Origin of the sequence: Kribbella antiqua (assembly GCF_004345665.1) — a bacterium.
GTDB classification, from domain to species: domain Bacteria; phylum Actinomycetota; class Actinomycetes; order Propionibacteriales; family Kribbellaceae; genus Kribbella; species Kribbella antiqua.
Map to the genome: position 1 here is coordinate 293,262 of NZ_SLWR01000011.1, position 19,882 is coordinate 313,143.

15 protein-coding genes are annotated in these 19,882 nt (G+C 67.4%); 4 read left to right on the forward strand and 11 right to left on the reverse strand.

The features are described 5' to 3' along the window. Positions 1–13: 13 nt before the first annotated feature. From EV646_RS29720 to EV646_RS29760, 9 genes are all read right to left on the reverse strand, one after another. Entirely contained in the window at positions 14–1,897 is a 1,884-nt protein-coding gene (locus EV646_RS29720) for a glycoside hydrolase family 32 protein (protein WP_132154404.1), read from the reverse strand. Further along, a complete protein-coding gene (locus tag EV646_RS29725; RefSeq protein ID WP_132154406.1) occupies positions 1,894–3,489 on the reverse strand; it encodes an ABC transporter substrate-binding protein in 1,596 nt (531 codons plus the stop codon). Before EV646_RS29725 ends, EV646_RS29720 begins: the two co-directional genes overlap by 4 nt. 61 nt (positions 3,490–3,550) lie before the next feature. Continuing rightward, a complete protein-coding gene (locus tag EV646_RS29730; protein WP_199237268.1) occupies positions 3,551–4,438 on the reverse strand; it encodes a carbohydrate ABC transporter permease in 888 nt (295 codons plus the stop codon). 44 nt (positions 4,439–4,482) lie between these two features. Beyond that, positions 4,483–5,412 (reverse strand): ABC transporter permease, encoded by a 930-nt coding sequence (locus EV646_RS29735; protein ID WP_199237269.1) that lies wholly within the window; start codon positions 5,410–5,412, stop codon positions 4,483–4,485. Further along, positions 5,409–6,416, reverse strand: a complete 1,008-nt coding sequence (locus tag EV646_RS29740; RefSeq protein ID WP_132154410.1) for a LacI family DNA-binding transcriptional regulator — start codon at positions 6,414–6,416, stop codon at positions 5,409–5,411. The genes EV646_RS29735 and EV646_RS29740 overlap by 4 nt, the downstream gene beginning before the upstream one ends. A gap of 122 nt (positions 6,417–6,538) precedes the next feature. Next, positions 6,539–7,783 (reverse strand): MFS transporter, encoded by a 1,245-nt coding sequence (locus tag EV646_RS29745; protein WP_241996405.1) that lies wholly within the window; start codon positions 7,781–7,783, stop codon positions 6,539–6,541. Continuing rightward, complete coding sequence (locus tag EV646_RS29750) at positions 7,780–9,144, reverse strand: GH1 family beta-glucosidase (RefSeq protein ID WP_132154412.1); 1,365 nt, start codon at positions 9,142–9,144, stop codon at positions 7,780–7,782. The genes EV646_RS29745 and EV646_RS29750 overlap by 4 nt, the downstream gene beginning before the upstream one ends. Next, on the reverse strand, positions 9,134–9,733 hold the full coding sequence (locus EV646_RS29755) for a YbjQ family protein (RefSeq protein ID WP_132154414.1): 600 nt from the start codon (positions 9,731–9,733) through the stop codon (positions 9,134–9,136). The genes EV646_RS29750 and EV646_RS29755 overlap by 11 nt, the downstream gene beginning before the upstream one ends. A gap of 19 nt (positions 9,734–9,752) precedes the next feature. Further along, positions 9,753–12,389 carry a penicillin acylase family protein gene (locus EV646_RS29760; protein ID WP_132154416.1) on the reverse strand — a complete coding sequence of 879 codons (2,637 nt, stop codon included), beginning with the start codon at positions 12,387–12,389 and terminating at the stop codon, positions 9,753–9,755. Between the two features lie 118 nt (positions 12,390–12,507). Here EV646_RS29760 and EV646_RS29765 point away from each other — a divergent pair, with 118 nt between their 5' ends. Then, positions 12,508–13,623 (forward strand): aminotransferase class V-fold PLP-dependent enzyme, encoded by a 1,116-nt coding sequence (locus EV646_RS29765; RefSeq protein ID WP_241996406.1) that lies wholly within the window; start codon positions 12,508–12,510, stop codon positions 13,621–13,623. 52 nt (positions 13,624–13,675) lie between these two features. On the opposite strand, the gene EV646_RS29770 is transcribed toward EV646_RS29765, so the two are convergent. After that, entirely contained in the window at positions 13,676–15,784 is a 2,109-nt protein-coding gene (locus EV646_RS29770; RefSeq protein WP_132154419.1) for a DEAD/DEAH box helicase, read from the reverse strand. Between the two features lie 378 nt (positions 15,785–16,162). Here EV646_RS29770 and soxR point away from each other — a divergent pair, with 378 nt between their 5' ends. Together soxR and snpA are read left to right on the forward strand one after the other, a co-directional pair. Beyond that, positions 16,163–16,639 (forward strand): redox-sensitive transcriptional activator SoxR, encoded by a 477-nt coding sequence (gene soxR / locus EV646_RS29775; RefSeq protein WP_132154421.1) that lies wholly within the window; start codon positions 16,163–16,165, stop codon positions 16,637–16,639. A gap of 163 nt (positions 16,640–16,802) precedes the next feature. Continuing rightward, the gene (snpA, locus tag EV646_RS29780; RefSeq protein WP_199237270.1) at positions 16,803–17,504 is read left to right on the forward strand and encodes a snapalysin; all 702 of its coding nucleotides are present in this window, start codon (positions 16,803–16,805) and stop codon (positions 17,502–17,504) included. A gap of 56 nt (positions 17,505–17,560) precedes the next feature. Here snpA and EV646_RS29785 read toward each other — a convergent pair whose 3' ends face one another. Then, positions 17,561–18,580, reverse strand: coding sequence for a LacI family DNA-binding transcriptional regulator (locus EV646_RS29785; RefSeq protein WP_132154423.1), 1,020 nt, complete (start codon positions 18,578–18,580; stop codon positions 17,561–17,563). 217 nt (positions 18,581–18,797) lie between these two features. Between EV646_RS29785 and EV646_RS29790 the strand changes: the two genes are divergently transcribed. Continuing rightward, positions 18,798–19,877, forward strand: coding sequence for an ABC transporter ATP-binding protein (locus EV646_RS29790; RefSeq protein WP_132154425.1), 1,080 nt, complete (start codon positions 18,798–18,800; stop codon positions 19,875–19,877). Positions 19,878–19,882: the final 5 nt, after the last annotated feature.

Below are 19,882 nucleotides of genomic sequence, written 5' to 3' on the forward strand. Positions count from 1 at the left end.
GGTGATTCCTTCGTCAGTGTGAGAGTCGCCAGACGCGACAAGAGGTGATCCGGGTATCCGGGCCGACGACCGCTTCCAGCACCGGCGGCCCGGCCGAGACATCGATCCGGGTGGTCAAGCTGCGTGACTCGTTCAGGTACGCCTCGACCATCGAGTGATCCACGAAGACCCGCAGTCTGCAGACGCCGTCGGCGAGCAGGACCGGACCGGACGCTTCGACCTCCGGCATCCAGCTGTCGTACGACGCAGCGCCGGGTCTGCTGACACCCAAGCTCCGGGCATCAACGCGGATCTCGGCGAGCAACCCGCCGGCCGGATCGACCAACCGGACCCGCAGCTCCTCGGTGTCCGGAAGTACGGCGTGCAGCTCCAACTCGAGCGTCGTACCGCTGACTGGCTGCGGCGACTCGGCCAGAAGCTCATCCCGCAGGAGAGCCACCTCGCGCAGCGGGCTGATCGCCAGGTCGCCAGAGGGCGCAAGGGACAACTCCAGCGGAAGCCCGGCGTTGTGCGCCCAAGCCCAACGGCTCTGCACCTCGGGTGTTCTGCCGTCTTGAGTGATCGACCACAGGATCGTGCGGCCGTCCGCCAGGACATTGCCGCTCGGGCCGGTGAAATGCCGGCCGTAGTCGAAGCGGCTCGGCTCGTCGTGATCGGGACTGAAGGTAGCGGCATCGGCATCCCAGCGACCGACCCAGTACAAGACCTCGACCACCCGCCCGGCCGGTACTCGCTGCCACCACGGGCAGACCAGCAGGACATGCCGCTGCCCGCCCTGCTCATCCTTGATCGGCAGCAGAACTGGCAGTTCCCACATCTCGCCGACCTCTGGATGCTGATGCCGGTCGCCGATCAGGAGAAGCCCGGCGGCCTCTCCCCAGTTCGCCCCGTCGTCCGATCTGTACAGCACAGCCGTGCCGCCCTGGTCGCGCACCCCGGCGCCGACCAGCATGAACCAGCCGGACTCCTCCCGCCAGACGAACGGATCGCGGAACTGTCCGGCCATGAGTTCGTGCCCGCCGACCTCCACCGGGAGCTCGATCAACAGCTTCTCGTCAGCCACCCAGGAGTCCCCGACAGGCCGGGCGACGGCGACCGCCTGATCCGGCGACCGGCCGAAGTCTCCGGCGGTGAAGAACAGCAGCGGCTCCCCGTGGTCGTCGAGAACGCTGCTGCCGCTCCAGATCCCGTCCGGAGCCACCTCCACCTGATCCGGTCGCAACGCGGGCGGCAGATGGGTCCAATGCACCAGATCTGTGCTGGTGGCATGCCCCCACTCGATCCCGCCCCAGAACGGACCGCGCCGATTCGCCTGATAGAAGACGTGGTGCACCTCGCCGATCTGGATCGCACCATGCGGTTCGTTCATCCAGTGCGCCGGCGGCATGAAGTGGTACTCGGGCCGGTTCGGGTCCGGCCGCCGGTACGACGCCAGTTCCTCGACGACATCGAGATCCGCCAGTCCCGGCGATCCCGCCGGCGTCTCGACAGCGGCCGTCACACGTACGTCGCGAATCGGTCCACACGCCGGGTCGTCGTACGAACCGGCACGACGACCGACGACCCACCACCCCTGATCCGGCACGGCCGGAAACCCTTCCTGCCAAGGGCTCGACGCCACGCAGTCGCCGTCGACGTACAAGCTGATCTCCGACTCCCCGGACACAGCGGTCAGGCGCACCCAGCGGCCGAGACTCAAGGCGTCCGAGGCGGTCAAGGCGATCCGCTGTCCCGAGGTTGCGACCTCCACGCAGGGACGTCCGCGCCGGTCGTACGCGAGGGTCAGCTGCTCGTCCGGGTCGTCACCCCAGCTGACCAGGCCGGACGGCCGACCGGTCAGCGAGGTGAGCGACAGCGGCGCGAACACCGCTTCGACCCGAGTTGGCCGCTGTGTCACTTCGTCCCCCGGTAGCGGTCGTACGCCTTCTGGTAGATGTCGACGTACTCATCGAGTCCGGCGCCCTTCAGTTGCTGCAGGTAGCCGTCCCAGTCCTTCTCGACACCGCCGCGCACGATCCAGCCCGCTCGCCGCTCGTCCACCAGGGCCTTGAGTTCGGTGTTGATCTCGCCGATCCGCTGCAACTCTTCCTGGGTGAAGAACACGAGCGGGTAGGACTGCTTCTCGGCGTACGGGAGGTAGATGCGCTCGAGGTCGCTCTGCCGCTGAGCAGCCCGCGGCTCCGGCGCGACGACGTTCTTGAAGTCCTCCTTGAGGATCACACGAGGTCCACCCGGAGCGATCCGCTGCTTGCGCTCGCCGGCACTCTCACCGGCCTTGTCCGGCATGCTGACCAGGACGCCGGCGGAGTTCTTCTGCAGGCCCTCGCCGATAGGCCCCCACGCGACCTGCGCCGACATCACCGGGTCGTACAGACGATCGACCCAGCGCATGGTGGCCTCGGGGTGCTTGTTGACCCTGGTGATCGCAAAGGCGTCCCGGGCGTAGTCGCCACCGTTGGCGCGGCCGACCAGTCGGCCCGACGGTCCTTCCAGCGGGCCCATCAGGGTGTAGTCACGGGTCCGCGCCGCGCCGACGACCTCTTCGGTCTCCCACCACACGAACGAACCGAGCACCTCGTCCTTGCTCTTGCCCTTGGCAAGGTACTGCGTGTCGGTCTGGGTGAAGGACTCGGCATCGATCAGCCCTTCGGTGTACCACTGGTGCAGGGTGGCGATCGCGTCGCGGTACTGCGGCTGCGACGCGGTGTGGATCACCTTGTCGTCGCGGACGATCCGGTGATCGGGGTTGTCCGGCATCCCGCTCAGCGCGGCGAACAGGTCACCGGCATCGGCGCACCACCAGCCGCCGATGAAGCTCAACGGAATCTCGTCGGCCTTGCCGTTGCCGTTCGGGTCCCCCGTCTTGAAGGCCTGCAGGACCCGGTGGTACTCGTCGATCGTGGTCGGCATCGACAGCCCGAGCTTGGCCAGCCAGGTCTTGTTGAGCGACCAGAAGAACGGCACCGTGCCGATCCCCAGTTCCTCCGAGGCGGGCAGGGTGTAGATGTGCCCGTCCGACGCCGTCACTGCCGCCTTGATCTCCGGGCGCTTCTCGAAGACCTTCTTCAGGTTCGGCGCGTACTTGTCGATCAGGTTCTCCAGCGGGACCAGCGTGCCGTTCGCGCCGTACGTCGCGATGTCGGAGTCGGTGAAACCCGTGTTGTAGAAGGCGTCGGGCAGATCACCGCTGGCGAGCAGGAGGTTCTTCTTCTCCTTGTAGACGGTCTCCGGCAGGTTCTGCCACTCGATCGTGACGTTCGTGTCGCGCTGCCACTGCTTCACCAGCGTCATGCTGTTGAAGTCCGGGGCCAACGGCGCCTTGACGCCGGAGAACTTCAGCGTCAACGGCTGCTCGACGATCGGCAGCCCCTCCGCCCGGAACCCGGCGGTCTCGGCCGCCTTGTCGTCGGAGCCGGTCGAGCCGCCGCTACAGGCGGACACCAGACCGCCCGTCAGCAGCAGCGCGATGGCCACCATTCCCCTTTTCATGCCAACCTCCAGTTATACGTATCAGCAGACCGACCCGGCGGATCTGTCCACACAAGTTCTGTCAGCCCTTGAGCGCGCCCTCGACCCCACCACGGCTCAGGTACCGCTGGGCGAAGGGCGACAACAGCAGCAGCGGCACGGTGGAGACGACGATCATGCCGTACTTGATCAGCTCGCCGAGCCGTTGTTGTTCGGCGTACGACGAGAGGTCGCTGCTCAGGTTGCCGGAGGCGGACACCTCCGATTGCACCAGGATGTTGCGCAGCACGAGCTGGAGCGGGAACTTCGACTCGTCGGTGAGGAAGATCAGCGCGTCGAAGAACGCGTTCCAGTTCCATACCAGGTGGATCAGCACCATCACCGCGATCAGCGGTTTGGCCAACGGCAGTGCGATCCGCAGGAAGAACTTCAACTCGCTCGCGCCGTCCAGGTACGCCGCCTCGCGCACCTCGACCGGAATCGCGGAGGTGAAGTAGGTACGGGCGATCAGCAGGTTCCAGACCGCGACGGCGTTGGGCAGGATCATCGCCCAGACGGTGTTGAGCATGCCCAGCTCCTTCACCACCAGGTAGCGCGGGATCATGCCGCCGTCGAAGAACAACGTGACCAGGAACAGCGCCGTGATGGCGTTGCGCCAGGGCAGCTCCTTGCGGGACAGGGCGTAGCCGGCGGTCAGGATCAGCGCCACACTCAGCGCGGTCGCCAGCGACGTGTAGGTCAGCGAGTTCACGACGCCGCGCCAGACCCGGGGATCGGCCAGCAGGCGGCGATAGCCGTCGAGAGTGAAGCCCTCCGGCAGCACCCACACCCGGCCGTTGTTCACAGCATCCGGCTCGCTGAACGACGCGATCACGATGAAGTAGAGCGGATAGATGATCGCCAGTACGGCGCCGCCGAGCAGCGCCGCGACCACGACGGTGTACGCCCGGTCGCCGCGATCGATGCTCATCGGCTTGGTCCTGGCGGGGCGGGCCAAGCTGAGCGTCGTACCGGTCATCTCAGACCCCCCCAGCCACGGCGAGCCCGCCGTACGACGAGATGGAACGTCACCAGCAGGGCGAGGTTGACGACCGAGTTGAACAGTCCGATCGCGGCGCTGTAGCTGAACTGCGCCTGCTGCAGACCTGCCTGATACACGTAGGTCTGGATCACCTGGGAGGTCTCCCGGTTCAGCGGGGTCTGCATCAGCAAGGCCTTCTCGAAACTGATGTTCATCAAGTTGCCGACAGCAAGCATGAACAGGACGACAATGGTCGGCAGGATGCCGGGGACGTCGATGTTGCGGATCCGCTGCCAGCTGTTGGCGCCGTCGACGCGGGCGGCATCGTGCAGGGCCTGATCGATCCCGGCCAGGGCGGCCAGGTAGATCACCATCTGGAAGCCCGACTCCTGCCAGACGGTCGAGCCGACGAAGATCGGCCGGAACCAGTCCGGCGATCCCATGAAGAGGATCGGATCGCCACCGAAGAGGCCGATCAGGTGGTTGATCAGTCCGGACCGCGGCGACAACAGCACGTACATCATGCCCACGACAACGACCGTGGAGATGAAGGTCGGCGAGTACAGCACCGCACGGACGAACGATCGCAGCCGGCCGTCGCGCAGATTGTTGATCATCAGCGCGAGCAGGATGGGCACCGGGAACGCGACCAGCAGGTTGACGACGGCGAGCGTCAGTGTGTTGCCGACCACCCGGTCGAACTGCGGTGAGGCGAAGAACCGCTCGAAGTGCTGCCAGCCGACGAACGGACTACCGCTGAATCCGTCGATCGGGTTGAAGTTGCGGAACGCGATCTGAACGCCGTACATCGGCCAGAACTTGAACACCACCAGGTAAATCAAGGCCGGCAGCACCAGCAGGTACAGCTGCCACAACCGGCTCATCCGGCGAAGCACACCGGGTGCGGTCATCGGGGTGGTCACTTCGCACCTCCCGGTCCGGCGACCGACGAGCGCTCCACCAGGGGACACCCGACGGCCTCGATCGCCGGCGTCACGTCTCCCGACAGCAGGCGCCCGACGCCGACCCGGCCCATCTCCGCGAACGGCAACGCCATCGTGGTGAGTCCCGGCCGCAGGTGGGCGGCGATCAGCGTCTGGTTGTCGAACCCGATGATCGAGACGTCATCCGGGATGCGCAGGCCGAGATCCGCGGCGGCCTGGTACGCACCCCACGCGGTCCGGTCGTTGCCGCAGAAGATCGCCGTCGGTGGACGCTTGCGGTCCAGCAACCGGGCAGCATGCTGGTACGCCGATTCGGCGTCACCGTCACCGTGCTTGATCAACGTCTTGTCGACGCGCAGGCCGGCGGCGGTCACCGCATCCACGAAGCCTCGCTCCCGATCGATCGCGGCGGGCAGCCGCGACGACAGCGTGTTGATATTGATGAACCCGACCCGCTCATGACCGTGGTCGATCAGGTACTGCGTCGCCGCGCGGCCACCGCCATACTCGTCCGGCACGACCGACGGGAGCGAGCCGTCCTCGGTCTCCGCGTTGAGCACCACCGTCGGCACCTCCCGCAGCGCGGCCGGTACCTTGAGCCGCCGGTGATACATCGCCGCGTAGACGATGCCGTCGACCTGACGGGACAGCAGTGAGTCGATCGCGCGCTCCTCGAGCACCCGGTCCCCGCCGGTGTTGACGATCAGCATCAGGTGACCGTCCACCCAGGCCCGGTCCTGCGCGCCCTCGATGATCTCCCCGGCGAACGGCGTACTCGCAACAATGTCGCCGACGAAGCCGATCAGCCGTGAGTGCCCTTCCCGCAACGACTTCGCCGCGGAGTTCACCCGGTAGCCGAGCTCGGCCACCGCGTCCATCACCCGGGCCCGGGTCTCGGCGGACACCCGCGACCCGTCGACCTCGTTCAGCACCATGCTGACCGTGGCCTGACTGACCCCGGCGGCCCGAGCGACATCATGCATCGTCGGACCGGACCGGGCTGATCGTCGTGGCATCGGGGCCTTCCAGGGGAGAGTTGGTTATACGTATCACTTGAACTGCGCATGACGGTACGTCCAGCTGAAAGCCGCCGTCAAGACCTCAGTTAGGGGACTGAGCGGATTTGGTGGACCAGGGCGGCGGCCAGGAGGGTTACGGCGGTGGCCAGGAGGTAGAGGACCGGGTAGCCGCCCAGGGACTTGACGATGGGGGCGGCGACGGCAGGGGCGATGACTTGGGGAAGGGAGTTGGCGATGTTGATGACGCCGAGGTCTTTGGCGCGGTCATTGGCGCTGGGGAGGACTTCGGTGAGGAGGGCGAAGTCGACGGAGAGGTAGACGCCGAAGCCGGCGCCGAGGATGATCGCGCCGGTGATGGCGCCGGGCCAGGTGGGCCAGAAGGCGAGGACGACGCCGGCGATGCCCATCACCACGCCGGAGCAACTGACGAAGATCTTGCGGCGGGCGATCCGGTCGGACCATTTGCCGAAGGCAATGGCGGTGATCAGGACGCAGAGGCTGTAGATCGCGGTCAGGACGAGTACGCCGGTGTCCGCGTCGTCGATGCCGACTTCGTCCTGCAGGTAATAGAAGAGGTAGAGGGTGCCGAGCGCGTTGCCGACATTGAAGAGGAAGCGCGTCAGCCAGCCCCAGCCGAAGTCCGGGTAACGCCGCGGGCTGATCCAGAAGGACCGCAGGAAGTCGCGCACGATCAGCGGTGAACGCGCAGTCAGCGGAGCGTCACCGCTACCCCAGAGATACGGCAGCACGGACAACAGCAAGAACGAAGCACAGGCGACGTACCCGAGCCCGATGCCACCGACGGCCGTAGCGAGACCGGTACCGACCAGCGCGCCCAGCACTTGAGCCAACGCAACCCATCCCCCGACCACCCCACGCTGGAGAATAGGCACTCGATCCGGCACCGTCGCGGTGATTGCCGCGAGCAACGCGTTGCCGAACAGTTGCATCAGGCACCAGCCCAGCACCATCCAGGCTACGGCGCCCGCACCGGCCAGCACGAGCAGACCGGCTACACCCCCAATGGCACCAGCGAAAACCCAAGGCACCCGGCGGCCGAAGCGGGACGTCGTACGGTCGGAAATTGCCCCGAACAACGGGTTTGCCACCACCGACACCGCGGCGCCGACGCCCGTCACCAACCCGAACACGAACTCCTTGTTGCCGGGAGCAACCGCCTCGGACTGCTTCGCGAGCAGCACCTGGATCGGCCCGAGCCACGCCGCGAACACGCCGACATTCGCCAGTACGACGGCCGCAGTCCACCGCGGCCGGACCCGGGCGGTCGGCTCCGCCAGCGCCGCCGGCACCATCGCCGGCTCGGGGATCATCCGCGACTCTGGTGGATGCGACTCTGGCGGATGACGTCGCGGAACCAGTGGTACGACGCTTTCGGCGTCCGGACCTGGGTGTCGAAGTCGACGTGCACCAGGCCGAAGCGCTGCGAATACCCCGCCGCCCACTCGAAGTTGTCGAGCAACGACCACTGGAAGTACCCGCGCACGTCCACGCCGTCGTCGATCGCCTGCTTCAAAGCGCGAAGGTACCCGTCCAGGTAGTCGATCCGCCGCTGATCATCCACCGGGTCGTCGAACGAGCAGCCGTTCTCGGTGATGTAGATCGGTGGCAGCCGGTCGCCGTACCGGTCCTTGAAAGTCCGCAGGATCTCGCCGAAGGCCGCCGGCGCGATCGGCCAGCCGAAGTCGGTCTTCGGGTACCCAGACAGCTCCCGCGGCTCGAACGGCAGGCCCGGCGGAAGCAGGATGCCGTCGGTCGCCGCAGTGTCGGCTTGGCCCGTCGCGGCGCCCACGGAGACGGGCGCATAGTGGTTGATACCGAAGAAGTCGAGCGGAGTGGAGATGACGGCCAGATCGTCAGATACCGGACCGGGCATGGCCGCGTCGAAGCCGGAGGGGTAGGTGCCGAGCAGGATCGGATCGGCGAACAGCCAGTTGATCAGGTTGTCGTACAGCTGCGCCGCTTCTTTGTCCTCGACGCTGTCGCTGGCGGGCCAGGTCGGTGCGTGGTTGCTGGCGATCCCGATGTTCGCCGCGCCGCCCGCCCGCAGCGCCTGTACGGCGCGACCGTGCGCCAGGAGCTGATGATGAGCGACCGGCAGCGCGTCGAACAGCAACTCCTTCCCGGGCGCGTGCGCACCGAGCGAGTACCCCATCAGCGTGATCACCATCGGCTCGTTGATCGTGATCCACATCGGCACCCGATCCGCGAACCGCGCGGCAAGAATCCCCGCATAGTCGGCGAACCGGTCGCAGATGTCGCGATCGAGCCAGCCGCCCGCGTCCTCCAGCGGCTGCGGGGTGTCCCAGTGGTACAGCGTCGGCGCCGGCTGGATCCCGGCCTCCAGCAGCGCGTCGATCAGCCGGTCGTAGAAATCCAGCCCGGCGACCTCGGCCGGCCCCTTTCCCGTCGGCTGGATCCGCGGCCAGGCGAACGAGAACCGGTAGGTGTCGATACCGAGGTCCCGCATCAGCGCGACGTCCTCGGCGTACCGGTGATAGTGGTCGCAGGCAACCACCCCGGTGTCGCGGTTCAGGATCCGGCCGGGCTCGGCGCAGAACGTGTCCCAGGTCGAGAGACCGCGACCGCCTTCGGTCACGGCCCCTTCGATCTGGTACGCCGACGTCGACACGCCCCAGCGGAAGTCGGGGCCAAAGGCAAGATCAGCTGTCATTCGCATCATCCTCATCGGGACCGGACGTGGTCTTCGGTGGCTCGACCGGGCGGACGATGACCGCCGTACCGTAGGCGGCCACCTCGCTCATCGTGTTCGCGATCTCGTTGCAGTCGAACCGCATCGCGAGGATCGCGTTGGCGCCCATCTGCTGCGCCATCTGGCACATCCGCATCACCGCGACGTGCCGGGACTCGGCCAGCATCTGGGTGTACTCCGGCACCTCGCCGCCGGCCAGCGACCGGAAGCCGGCGGTGAAGTTCGAGCCGAAGTCGCGGCTGCGCACGGTCAGTCCGAAGACCTCGCCGAACACCTTCGCCGCGGTGAACCCGGGCAGGTCGTTCATGGTCGAGACGAGCACCGGGTACGGCGATCCCTGTGGCGCGACGTGCGGCGCGTTCTGCTGGACCGGCTGGTAGTTGCCCGGAGCCTGGCCGTACCCGGGCTGCCCGTAGCCCTGCTGCTGCGGCGGCGGGCCCTGCTGGTAACCCTGCTGCTGCGGCGGCGCGTAGCCGGGCGGCGGACCCTGCTGGTAGCCCTGCTGCGGCGGGTACGGCTGGTTCGGGTTCGGGGGAAAGTTCTGGTTCATATCCACATCCTGACAGGCGTCACCGGCGGCTCGGGAATTCGACGACCTGCTGATAGGTCGGGCGGTTGACCCAGGTGATCCGGTCCTGCGTGATGCCGCCCATCGGCTGATGCACGATCTGATCGGCGCAGTACTGATCGCCCGCGGCACACCCGTCCGCGGCCGGATAGGTGCCGGACGCCGGTACCTTCGTTGCCGCCAGCAAAGACTCGGTGAGTACGGCGCGACAGGCCGCCAGCGAGCCGCCTCCGCAGAAGGTCACCGGCTGCGGCGTCTTCACCGGATCACCGAGCACCTTGCGCAGATCCCGCTGAACGAAACCCCACCAGCCGCTCTGGAACGCGGAGCCCTGGGCGCTCGGCCGCTCGTCGATCGGGAGGTTGGCGACCAGAGCGGCGTACAGGTCAGGGCCGAGATCCTTGAACTGGCCCTGGACGAGCAGCGGCCACCATGCGTCGAGGATCCGGATCGCGTCGGCGTGGGCATAGATCTTCGACGACGCGTTCGGGGTCTTCCGATGGCCGCCGGCTGCTTGCCACGCGGTGAGGTTGGCGACCGCGTCGGCGACAGCTGGATCCGCGATCGGCGCGCTCTTCAGAACTCGCAGTACGTAGGGAAGCACCTGGTCGGCGCGGAGGTCGACGGTGGCAGCGTCCTCCATCGCCTCGACCAGCTTGCCGCGGGTGAACTTCTGCCCGCTGCCGATGACCGCCTTGATCCGATCGTCGAGCGGCTGACTGCGATAGACGGAGTTGTAGCCGTACTGACCGTCGGATGCGGAGTATCCCGGCGCCTGCTTGTTGTTCCAGCTGGTCAGATAGTCCTGGTTGACCACCTGCGGATGCTGCGCCGCCGGAGTGAAGCCCTGCCATTCGTAGGAGCTCCAGGTCGGCAGGTTCGGGTCGGCGCCGGACGGACGGATCGGGTTGTCACCGGAGTTGAAGTACGCGATCGACGACGCGTCCGTGTAGAACCAGTTGAACGTGTACCCGATGTTGCTCGCCGCGCGCTGGAAGTCCGCCGCGGAGTGGATCCGGTCCGGGTCGTTGAACTGCATGAACCCGAGCGCCGAGCCGGCTTCGTTGCCGTACGTCGACCGTTGCTTCGTGAACAGCACCGGCTGCCCGCCGACCGTGCCGCGGTGCGTGACGATGCCGAACTTGGTGCGCAGGGCAACCAACGTGTAGGAGCCGGCTGGTTCGGACGAGCCTAGGCTGGAGTACCACTCGTTGTGGCGTTCGAGCCGTTCGATCGGGACGCATTGGCCGTGGTCGACGTAGTACTGGGAGTTCTTGGTCGGGGTGCCGCCGCCCGGTTCGCACAGCGGTACGGCGAAGGTGTCGGTGATGTCCTGGCCGGCCGAGGTAGCGCTCCAGGAGTAGTCGGGACCGCGGCCGATCAGCGTGTAGAAGTTGAGGCCGGCGAAGGCGATGCCTCGGGAGCTGATGCCCGGTCCCTGGAGTTCCTGGCGCAGCAGCAGTTGCGGGGCGAAGTAGCCGGTTTGCGGGCCGTAGACGGCGATCGGATGACCGCTCTGGGTGTACTGGCCGGAGACGAGCAGGGCGTTGGACATGCCCTTCTGGGCGATCGACGGGGTCTTTGAAGTGCCTGTCCCGGTCTGGTTGATCACCTCGGGTTCTGGGGTGACCGAGCCGCGGTCGGGCATTGCTCGACCCGCTGGGTTCGAGCCGGTTACGCCGTACGGGAAGCTGGTGCCGTTGTGGACGGTGGTGCTGGCCTCCGGGTCGTTCTGGGACCTGAAGGATTCCCACACCTTGGTGCCTTGGGCAACGCCGTACTTCGCTTGTGCCTCGAGCAATGCCAGTGCTGACGTCACCTCATGTCCGCCGCCGGTGCCGAAGATGCCCGCGACCACGGCCGCGGTGGCGACGACGTCGGTGACCTTCCAGGGCTGCGTCGGCCAGGGCAGGCCGAGTGCGACGTACTCGCCGGGGTAGGCGATGCCGACGGTGTTGATGTAGTGGTTGACGCCGTCGACCCAGGCCTGGATGTCCTGCTTCATCTTCACGCCGTCGGCGCCGTACCGTGCGGCTGCGTCGTCGTACTGCTTCTGCAGATCGGCTTCGGTGTACGGCGCGGTCCGCCACAGCTCCTGCTCGAACGCGCGGTTGGCCGGGGCGCCGCCCGCGAACGGGGTCAACTGGCCGCGGCCGAGGTGCCGGAACACGTCCATCACGAACAGCCGGTCCTGCGCGCCGGCGTACCCGGCGCCGAACATCGCGCCGTACCGGGTGGTGCCGGTGATGTGCGGGATGCCGCGCGACTTGTCCCGCACGATCGTGACGTCCGCGCGCGGGCGGCTGGTGCTCGCGACGTCGCCGGACTTGACCCCGAAGGACGCGTCGTCGAAGTACGTTTTCAGGCCGTCGTCGGTGATGCCCTGGGAATTCCAGACCAGGTTCTCGTACGGCTTGAGTGTGTCGCTGAAGTGTGGCGGACGGATCCCGAACGCCTTGAAAGCAAGGAGATCCGTGAAGGTCGCGTTCCCGTTCTGCCCGGGCGGCAGGATGTCGGCACACTGCCCGGCGCAGTAATCCACCGGTGGAGCGGCGTGAGCTTCAGGGAGCGTTGGAAGAGCAGACAGTACGGCGACGACGGTGGCCGCGGCGAGCAGACGTTTGGGGCGGGGCTGCACGGATCCTCCCTCGGGTACGCAGTCTCAGGAGCGGCAGAGGACGACTAGAAACTGAGAATGACTCACTAGTAGCTTGTGGTCAAGAGTTCATTGAATTGGCCTCTCGCCATTGCTGTCTGTGACCACTACTGTGTTCGGCACCATGAGCATCCACGAGCGTTATCGGTTGAGTGTGGTGATCAACGCCAAGGGGACTTTCACCCCGCTCGGGGTGTCGCGGAGTTCCAACGGGGTGGCGGCGGCCGTCGCACAGGCGTTGCCCGAGTTCTTCGTGATGGACGAACTCGGCGATCGGGCGAGCGAAGCCATCGCCCAGGTGACCGGCGCCCAGGCCGGCACCGTGGTGCACTGCACCGCCGCGGGCATCACGCTGTCGGTGGCAGCGACGATGACCGGTCGGGACCCGCGCCGGATCGCGGCGTTGCCGGACACAACGGATATGCACAACCGCGTCGTGATGCCGGCCTCGCACGTGGTCGACTACGGCCACTCCAACCTGCAGGGCATCCGGCTGGCCGGCGCGCAGGTGGACCTCGCGGGCGACGAAACCCGTTGTGGCATTGACGATTTGGAAGCAGAGCTGGATGGGCCGGACGTTTGTTGCCTGATGCTCGTATCGTCGCGGCTGACCCAGGGCGAGCCGCTCGACCTGGTCGCAGCGGTGCGGGCCGCGCACCGGCGAGGCGTGCCGGCGATCATCGACGCGGCCGCGCAGTTCCCCCGGATCGCGGACCTGCTGGCGACGGGTGCGGACCTGGTGCTGGCGAGCGGGCAGAAGTACCTCGGCTCACCGACGGCCGGCCTGGTCGCCGGGACGTGGGCGCTGGTGCAGGCCGTGCGTGCTCAGGAGAAAGGCATCGGCCGGGTGATGAAGCCGACCAAGGAGGCCGTGATCGGCGTACTGGCGGCGCTCGAGGAGTGGCAGGCGTTCGACCGGATGAAGTGGGAGGCGGACGAGCTGGCGAAGGTGGTTTCGTTCGCCGCGGCTGCCGGTGAGATCCCGGGAGTCACCGCCGAGGTGGTGCCGGATCCGGCGGGGTTGCAGGTGTCGCGCGTACTGCTGAAGGTGCCGGACGCCAAGCGGCTCGCGACCGAACTCGAAGCCGGGACACCGCCGATCTACGTGATGACGGATCGGGTCGACGACAACGAACTGATGGTCGAACTGGTCCCGCTGGACGAGACCGAGATCAACACCATCATCGCCCGCCTCTGGGCAATCCTGACGCAGTAAGGCCCTGGTTTCCCCTTGTAATACAGGAAAACCAGGGCCTCAACCGCGTGCGTCAGTGTTGGTAGGACTTGCCGCCCTCGTAGCGGTTGCCGTCCGTACGACGGGGTCCGTTGCTACGACGCGGGCCGCTACCGCCGCGGCCGTCGTGCCCACGACCCGGCCGGCTGCTGCCGAACCGCTTGCCGCCGCCCTTGTTGAAGCGCTGCGGCTTCGGGGCCGGCAGCTTCACCGGGTACCCGGACGGCTTGCTACCGCCGGTCAGTTCGGTGACCAGCTCGTCACCCGGACGGGCACGAACCGGCTCGGCCTTGACACCGGCGGACTCGGCCATCCGCATCATCCCGCGCCGCTGGTGCGGCAGGACGAGCGTGACGACGGCACCCTTGCCCCCGGCGCGCGCCGTACGACCGGCACGGTGCAGGTAGTCCTTGTGCTCGGCCGGCGGGTCGGCCTGGACGACCAGGCCGACGTCGTCGACGTGGATCCCGCGGGCCGCGACATCCGTTGCCACGAGCACCGGAACCGAACCATCCTTGAACTGGTCCAGCGTCCGGTTCCGCATGCCCTGGGTCAGGCCGCCGTGCAGCGCCGCGGCCATCACGCCACGGTCGCGCAGCTGGGTGGCGACCCGGTCGGCGCCCAGCTTGGTGCGGACGAACACGATGGTCCGGCCGTCACGGCTGGCCAACTCGGCGGTCAGCGACTGCTTGTGCCCCGGCTCGATCACCAGCATGTGGTGCTCCATCGTGCTCACCGAAGCCTGGCCGGATTCGGTCGAGTGCTGGACCGGGTCCTTCAGGTACGTCTTCACGATGGTGTCGACGTCGTTGTCCAACGTTGCCGAGAACAACAGTCGCTGACCCTCGGCCGGCGTCATGTCGAGCAGCGTGGTCACCGCCGGCATGAAGCCCATGTCGCACATGTGGTCGGCCTCGTCCAGTACGGCGATCTCCACCGCACCGAGGTCGGCAGCGCCCTGCTCACACAGGTCGATCAAGCGGCCCGGGGTCGCGATCAGGAGGTCGACGCCGCGACGGAGCGACTCGATCTGCTTTGGGTACGGCAGGCCGCCGGCGATCAGCTTGAGCGACACGTTCATCACGTGCGCCAGCGGCTCCAGCGCGTCGTGGACCTGCATCGCGAGCTCACGCGTCGGGACCAGGATCATGCCGCGCGGACGACGGGACTCGGTCTTGCCGCCGGCCAGACGCGTCAGCGTCGGCAGGCCGAAACCGAGCGTTTTGCCGGAACCGGTCTGACCGCGGCCGAGCACGTCCTTGCCGGCCAGCGCGTCCGGGATGGTCGCGGTCTGGATCGGGAACGGGCTGGTGATCCCGTCCCGCGCCAGCCGCTGCACCAGCCGCGGCGCGAGGCCGAGCGCGGCGAACTGGTTGTCCGCAGCAACGGTCCCCAGATCCACCGGCTCCTCCACACGCTTGTTCTGCTGGTACGACGAACGGTCGTCGCGGTCCCGCCGCTGGTACGACGACTGCCGGTCGCCGGCGCGGTCGTAACGCGGCCGCTCGTCCCGGTCGAAGCGCGGACGTTCATCGCGGTCGACACGCGGCCGCTCGTCCCGCTCGAAGCGCGGCCGGTCGTCCCGGCGGTACTGCGGACGCTCGGTCCGGTCATACTGCGGACGCTCGTCCCGGTTGAAGCTCGGCCGGTCGCCGCGGTCGTACTGCGGGCGGTCGTTGCGGTCGTTGCGGTCGTTGCGGTTGTTCTGCGGCCGGTCGCCGTACTGGTTCCGCTCACCGCGATCCGTCCGGGCGCGGTCGCCGTACTGCGGACGCTCGTCGCGGTTGTACTGCGGCCGGTCGTCGCGGTTGTACTGCGGACGCTCGTCGCGGTTGTACTGCGGCCGGTCGTCCCGGTTGGCGGGCCGGCGGTCGGTGCGCGGCTCGGCGGCGCGGTAGCCCTTCACCGGGCGGTTGTCGCGGCGGTCGTTGGCGTAGCCGCGGACGCCGCGGTCGGAGTACTGGGAGGGGCCGCCCCGGCGCTCGCCGCGGGCGGTGTCGTCCCGGACCTCGCCGGTGGACGGGCCGGCGGCCTCGGCCTGGGCCGCCATCCGTTCGCCGTACGACTGGGTCTGGAACTTCTTGTGCCGCGGCTTCTTCACGGGGGCGTCGGCCGGGCGGTCATCGTGGTGGTGCTGGGTCACGCAAAAACTCTCTCTCAACGTCACGGACGAGTGGCCGGATCGCAACCGCACAGAAAGGCCGGCCACGGGCGTGACCGGACAGAACGTGCTGAGCAGGAGACGGGCATCGACCTGCGGGTGCTATCGCGTTGCACCCATGTCGCCGGGAAACTTCAGCGGGATGCTGAACCGACGGGTCGGAGCGCCTGGGAAAATCTCTGGTGACGCGACGCGCGCACCGACACCACCAAGTGTACCCGACGCGGCAGCCTGTCCAGACCATCCGCCCAACCACCAGACCACTCACCCGACTGGTTTCCCCGGGACGCCCAGCACTCGCCAACCTCGCCGCAGTTCAAGTGAGGTTGAGTTTTTGGAGTGCGGATCTAGGGTGGCGGTATGTCGGAGGAGAACGTTCCGAGCAAGGATCATTGGCTGTCCATCGGAGAGATCGCCCATCGGTCCGGAGTCGCCGCCTCGGCGTTGCGGTTCTACGAGGACCAGGGCCTGATCAGGTCGCGACGGACAGCCGGGAATCAGCGGCAGTACCAGCGCAGCACGCTGCGGCGGATCGCCTTCGTCCAGGCCGCACAGCGGGTCGGCCTCGCACTCGCCGAGATCAAGCAGGCCCTGGATTCACTACCCGACGACCGTACGCCGACCCGCGCGGACTGGAGCCGGTTGTCGAAGACCTGGCGCAGCCGGCTCGACGAGCGAATCTCCGAGCTCGAGCGCCTGCGCGACGACCTCGACGGCTGCATCGGCTGCGGCTGCCTCAGCCTCCAACGCTGCAACCTCTACAACAAGGCCGACCGCCTGGCCGAACGAGGCCCCGGCGCCCGAATCCTCAACGTCGGCATCCCCGGCGAGGCATAGTCCCGGAGCTATGGATGGCATAGGGCGGCTGGGGCGCGGCGCGGGTTAACCCCAGAGTTCTTTCCGATCTGGTGCGGAAAACCGGGAGTCTTGGCAGCATCCGGATTGTAGCGATCAGTAATGCGCCGGTCGCTTTCCGCCACGATCCGGAGTGAGGCCCTCCATGTCGCATCGCCGTATCCTGTCTTCGCTCGCGGGGCTGAGCGCCACAGCCTTGGCCGCCGCCGCACTGGCCGTCCCCACCTTCGCCGCAGCGTTCCCCATCGCGTCGGCACCGGCCACCACCTCGACCACCTCGACTGAAGCGTCCAGAGCGGCGTACGTCGGTTCACCGCAGGACGAAGCCGCCACCAAGGCCTTCTACAACGCCGTGATGAAGTCGGCGCGCGCCAAGTTCGCGCAGCAGGCCAAGTCGGGTAAGAAGGTCGCCGCCGTCACCGTGACGTACGCCGTCGACGCTCCGACGTTCCGCTCGCAGATCAACTCCAGTACGTCGATCTGGAACTCGTCGGTCAGCAACGTCAAGCTGGTCGAGGGCAGCAACTACGACTTCTATTACACCGAGGGCAACGACTCGCGCGGCTCGTACGCGTCCACCGACGGGCACGGCAGCGGCTACATCTTCCTGGACTACGCCCAGGCGCAGCAGTACGACCCGACCCGCATCACCGCCCACGAGACCGGCCACGTGCTCGGCCTGCCGGACCACTACCCCGGCCCCTGCTCCGAACTGATGTCCGGCGGCGGCCCCGGCCCGTCCTGCACCAACCCCTACCCGGACGCCACCGAACGCTCCAAGGTCAACAACCTCTGGGCCAACGGCATCGCGGCCCCAAGCCAAGCAGCGTTCCACGCAGCCAAGTAACCCCCAGCCCTTCGGCCCGGAACCACTCGGCAGGGGGTGGCTTCCGGGCCGGAGTTTCAGTGGGCCGGGCCAGTGGAGGCGCGGACTACTAGTTCGGGGCGGAAGAGGAATTCGGTGTGGGGGGTGGTGTGGCCTCGGACCTCTTCCAGGAGGGACTGGACTGCGGCCAGGGCCATGGGTTGGACGGGTTGGCGGATGGTGGTGAGGGGTGGGTCGGTGAACTCCATCATGGGGGCGTCGTCGTAGCCGACGACCGAGATGTCGGCGGGGACGGCGAGGCCGCGTTGGCGGGCTGCTCGGATGACGCCGAGCGCCATCATGTCGGACCCGCAGATCACCGCGCTGACGCCGGCATCCAGCAGTGGTTGGGCGGCCGCGGCACCACCCTCGACGCCGAACATGCTCAATGAGACCAAACCGTCCAGGTCCTGATCCGACAGGCCCAGCTGGGCTTTCATCGAGGTTCGGTAGCCGGCCAGTTTCCGCTGTACGACGATGAAGCGTTCCGGCCCGGAGGCGAAGCCGATCCGCCGGTGGCCGAGGGCAACGAGATGTGAGACCGCGAGCTCCATCGCGGCGTACTCGTCCGACGACACGAACGGCGCCTCGACGCCCGGCAGCCAGCCGTTCACGAACACCACCGGCAGTCGCCGGTCCACCAGCGACTGATAGCGCGCGTGGTCGGCGCCGGTGTCCGCGTGCAGGCCGGAGACGAAGATGATCCCGGAGACGCCGCGCTCGAGCAGCATCTCGACGTACTCCTCCTCCGTCGCGCCGGAGGGGGACTGCGTGCACAGCACCGGGGTGTACCCGCGCTGCGACAGCGCGGACTCGATCACCTGGGCGAACGCCGGGAAGATCGGGTTGATCAACTCCGGCATCACCAGCCCGATCAGTCCCGCGGACCGCCGCCGCAACCGGGTCGGCCGTTCGAAGCCCAGTACGTCGAGTGCCGTCAGCACCGACTGTTTGGTCTCCTCCGCCACCCCCGGCTTGCCGTTCAGCACCCGCGAGACCGTCGCCTCGCTGACCCCCGCCTTGGCCGCGATATCCGCCAGCCGCGCTCTACTGCTCACGCGGGGCACTGTACCCACCACCCGTTGAGCTTGCAGCAAGATCGTGCAAGAACTTGCAGACTGCGTGGATGTGTCCACAACGTGAACAGAATGGACACGTCACACGCCGTAAACCTTGTCAGAACCAGCGCGCCGGGTGAGGATGGGCGCACCCCCGCCCGGGGGCCTTTACTCGGATCGTCCGGCACGTTCCTGCCGGTGAAGGGAAGTAATCGTCATGGCCACTGTGTCTTTCAAGTCGGCAACCCGGATCTACCCGGGTGGTGACACCCCCGCCGTAGACAAGCTCAACCTCGAGATCGAGGACGGCGAGTTCATGGTTCTCGTCGGCCCGTCGGGTTGCGGTAAGTCCACCTCGCTCCGGATGCTCGCCGGCCTCGAAGAGGTCAACGAGGGTGCCATCTACATCGGCGACCGCGACGTCACGCACCGTCCGCCGAAGGAGCGGGACATCGCGATGGTGTTCCAGAACTACGCGCTTTACCCGCACATGTCGGTCGCGGACAACATGGGCTTCGCGCTCAAGATGCAGGGTGTCTCGAAGGAGGACCGGGCCAAGCGCGTCGGCGAGGCCGCCAAGCTGCTCGGCCTGGAGGAGTACCTCGACCGCAAGCCGAAGGCGCTGTCCGGTGGTCAGCGTCAGCGTGTCGCCATGGGCCGCGCGATCGTCCGTAACCCGCAGGTCTTCCTGATGGACGAGCCGCTGTCGAACCTCGACGCCAAGCTGCGCGTCCAGACGCGTACCCAGATCGCCGAGCTGCAGCAGCGTCTCGGCGTCACCACGGTCTACGTCACCCACGACCAGGTCGAGGCCATGACGATGGGCGACCGGGTCGCCGTTCTGAAGGACGGCCTGCTGCAGCAGGTCGACACCCCGCTGAACCTGTACGACCACCCGAAGAACAAGTTCGTCGCGGGCTTCATCGGTTCGCCGGCGATGAACCTGCTGACCGCGGACATCACCGAGGGCGGCGCGAAGCTGGGCGACTACGTCGTCCCGCTCGAGCGCAGCCTCCTGGCCAAGGCCGGCAGCGACAAGACGCTGACCCTGGGCGTCCGGCCGGAGGCCTTCAAGGTCGCCGACCAGGGCCTGCCGGTCCACGTCGCCGTGGTCGAGGAGCTCGGTGCCGACGCGTACCTGTACGGCACCGCGGAGCACAACAACGAGCACCAGCAGATCGTCGCCCGGATCGACGCCCGGATGCCGGTCGAGAAGGGCTCGACCATCCACCTGGCGGCGCTGCCCGACAAGCTGCACCTGTTCTCCACCTCCACGGAGGAGCGGCTGACGGCCTGATTCGT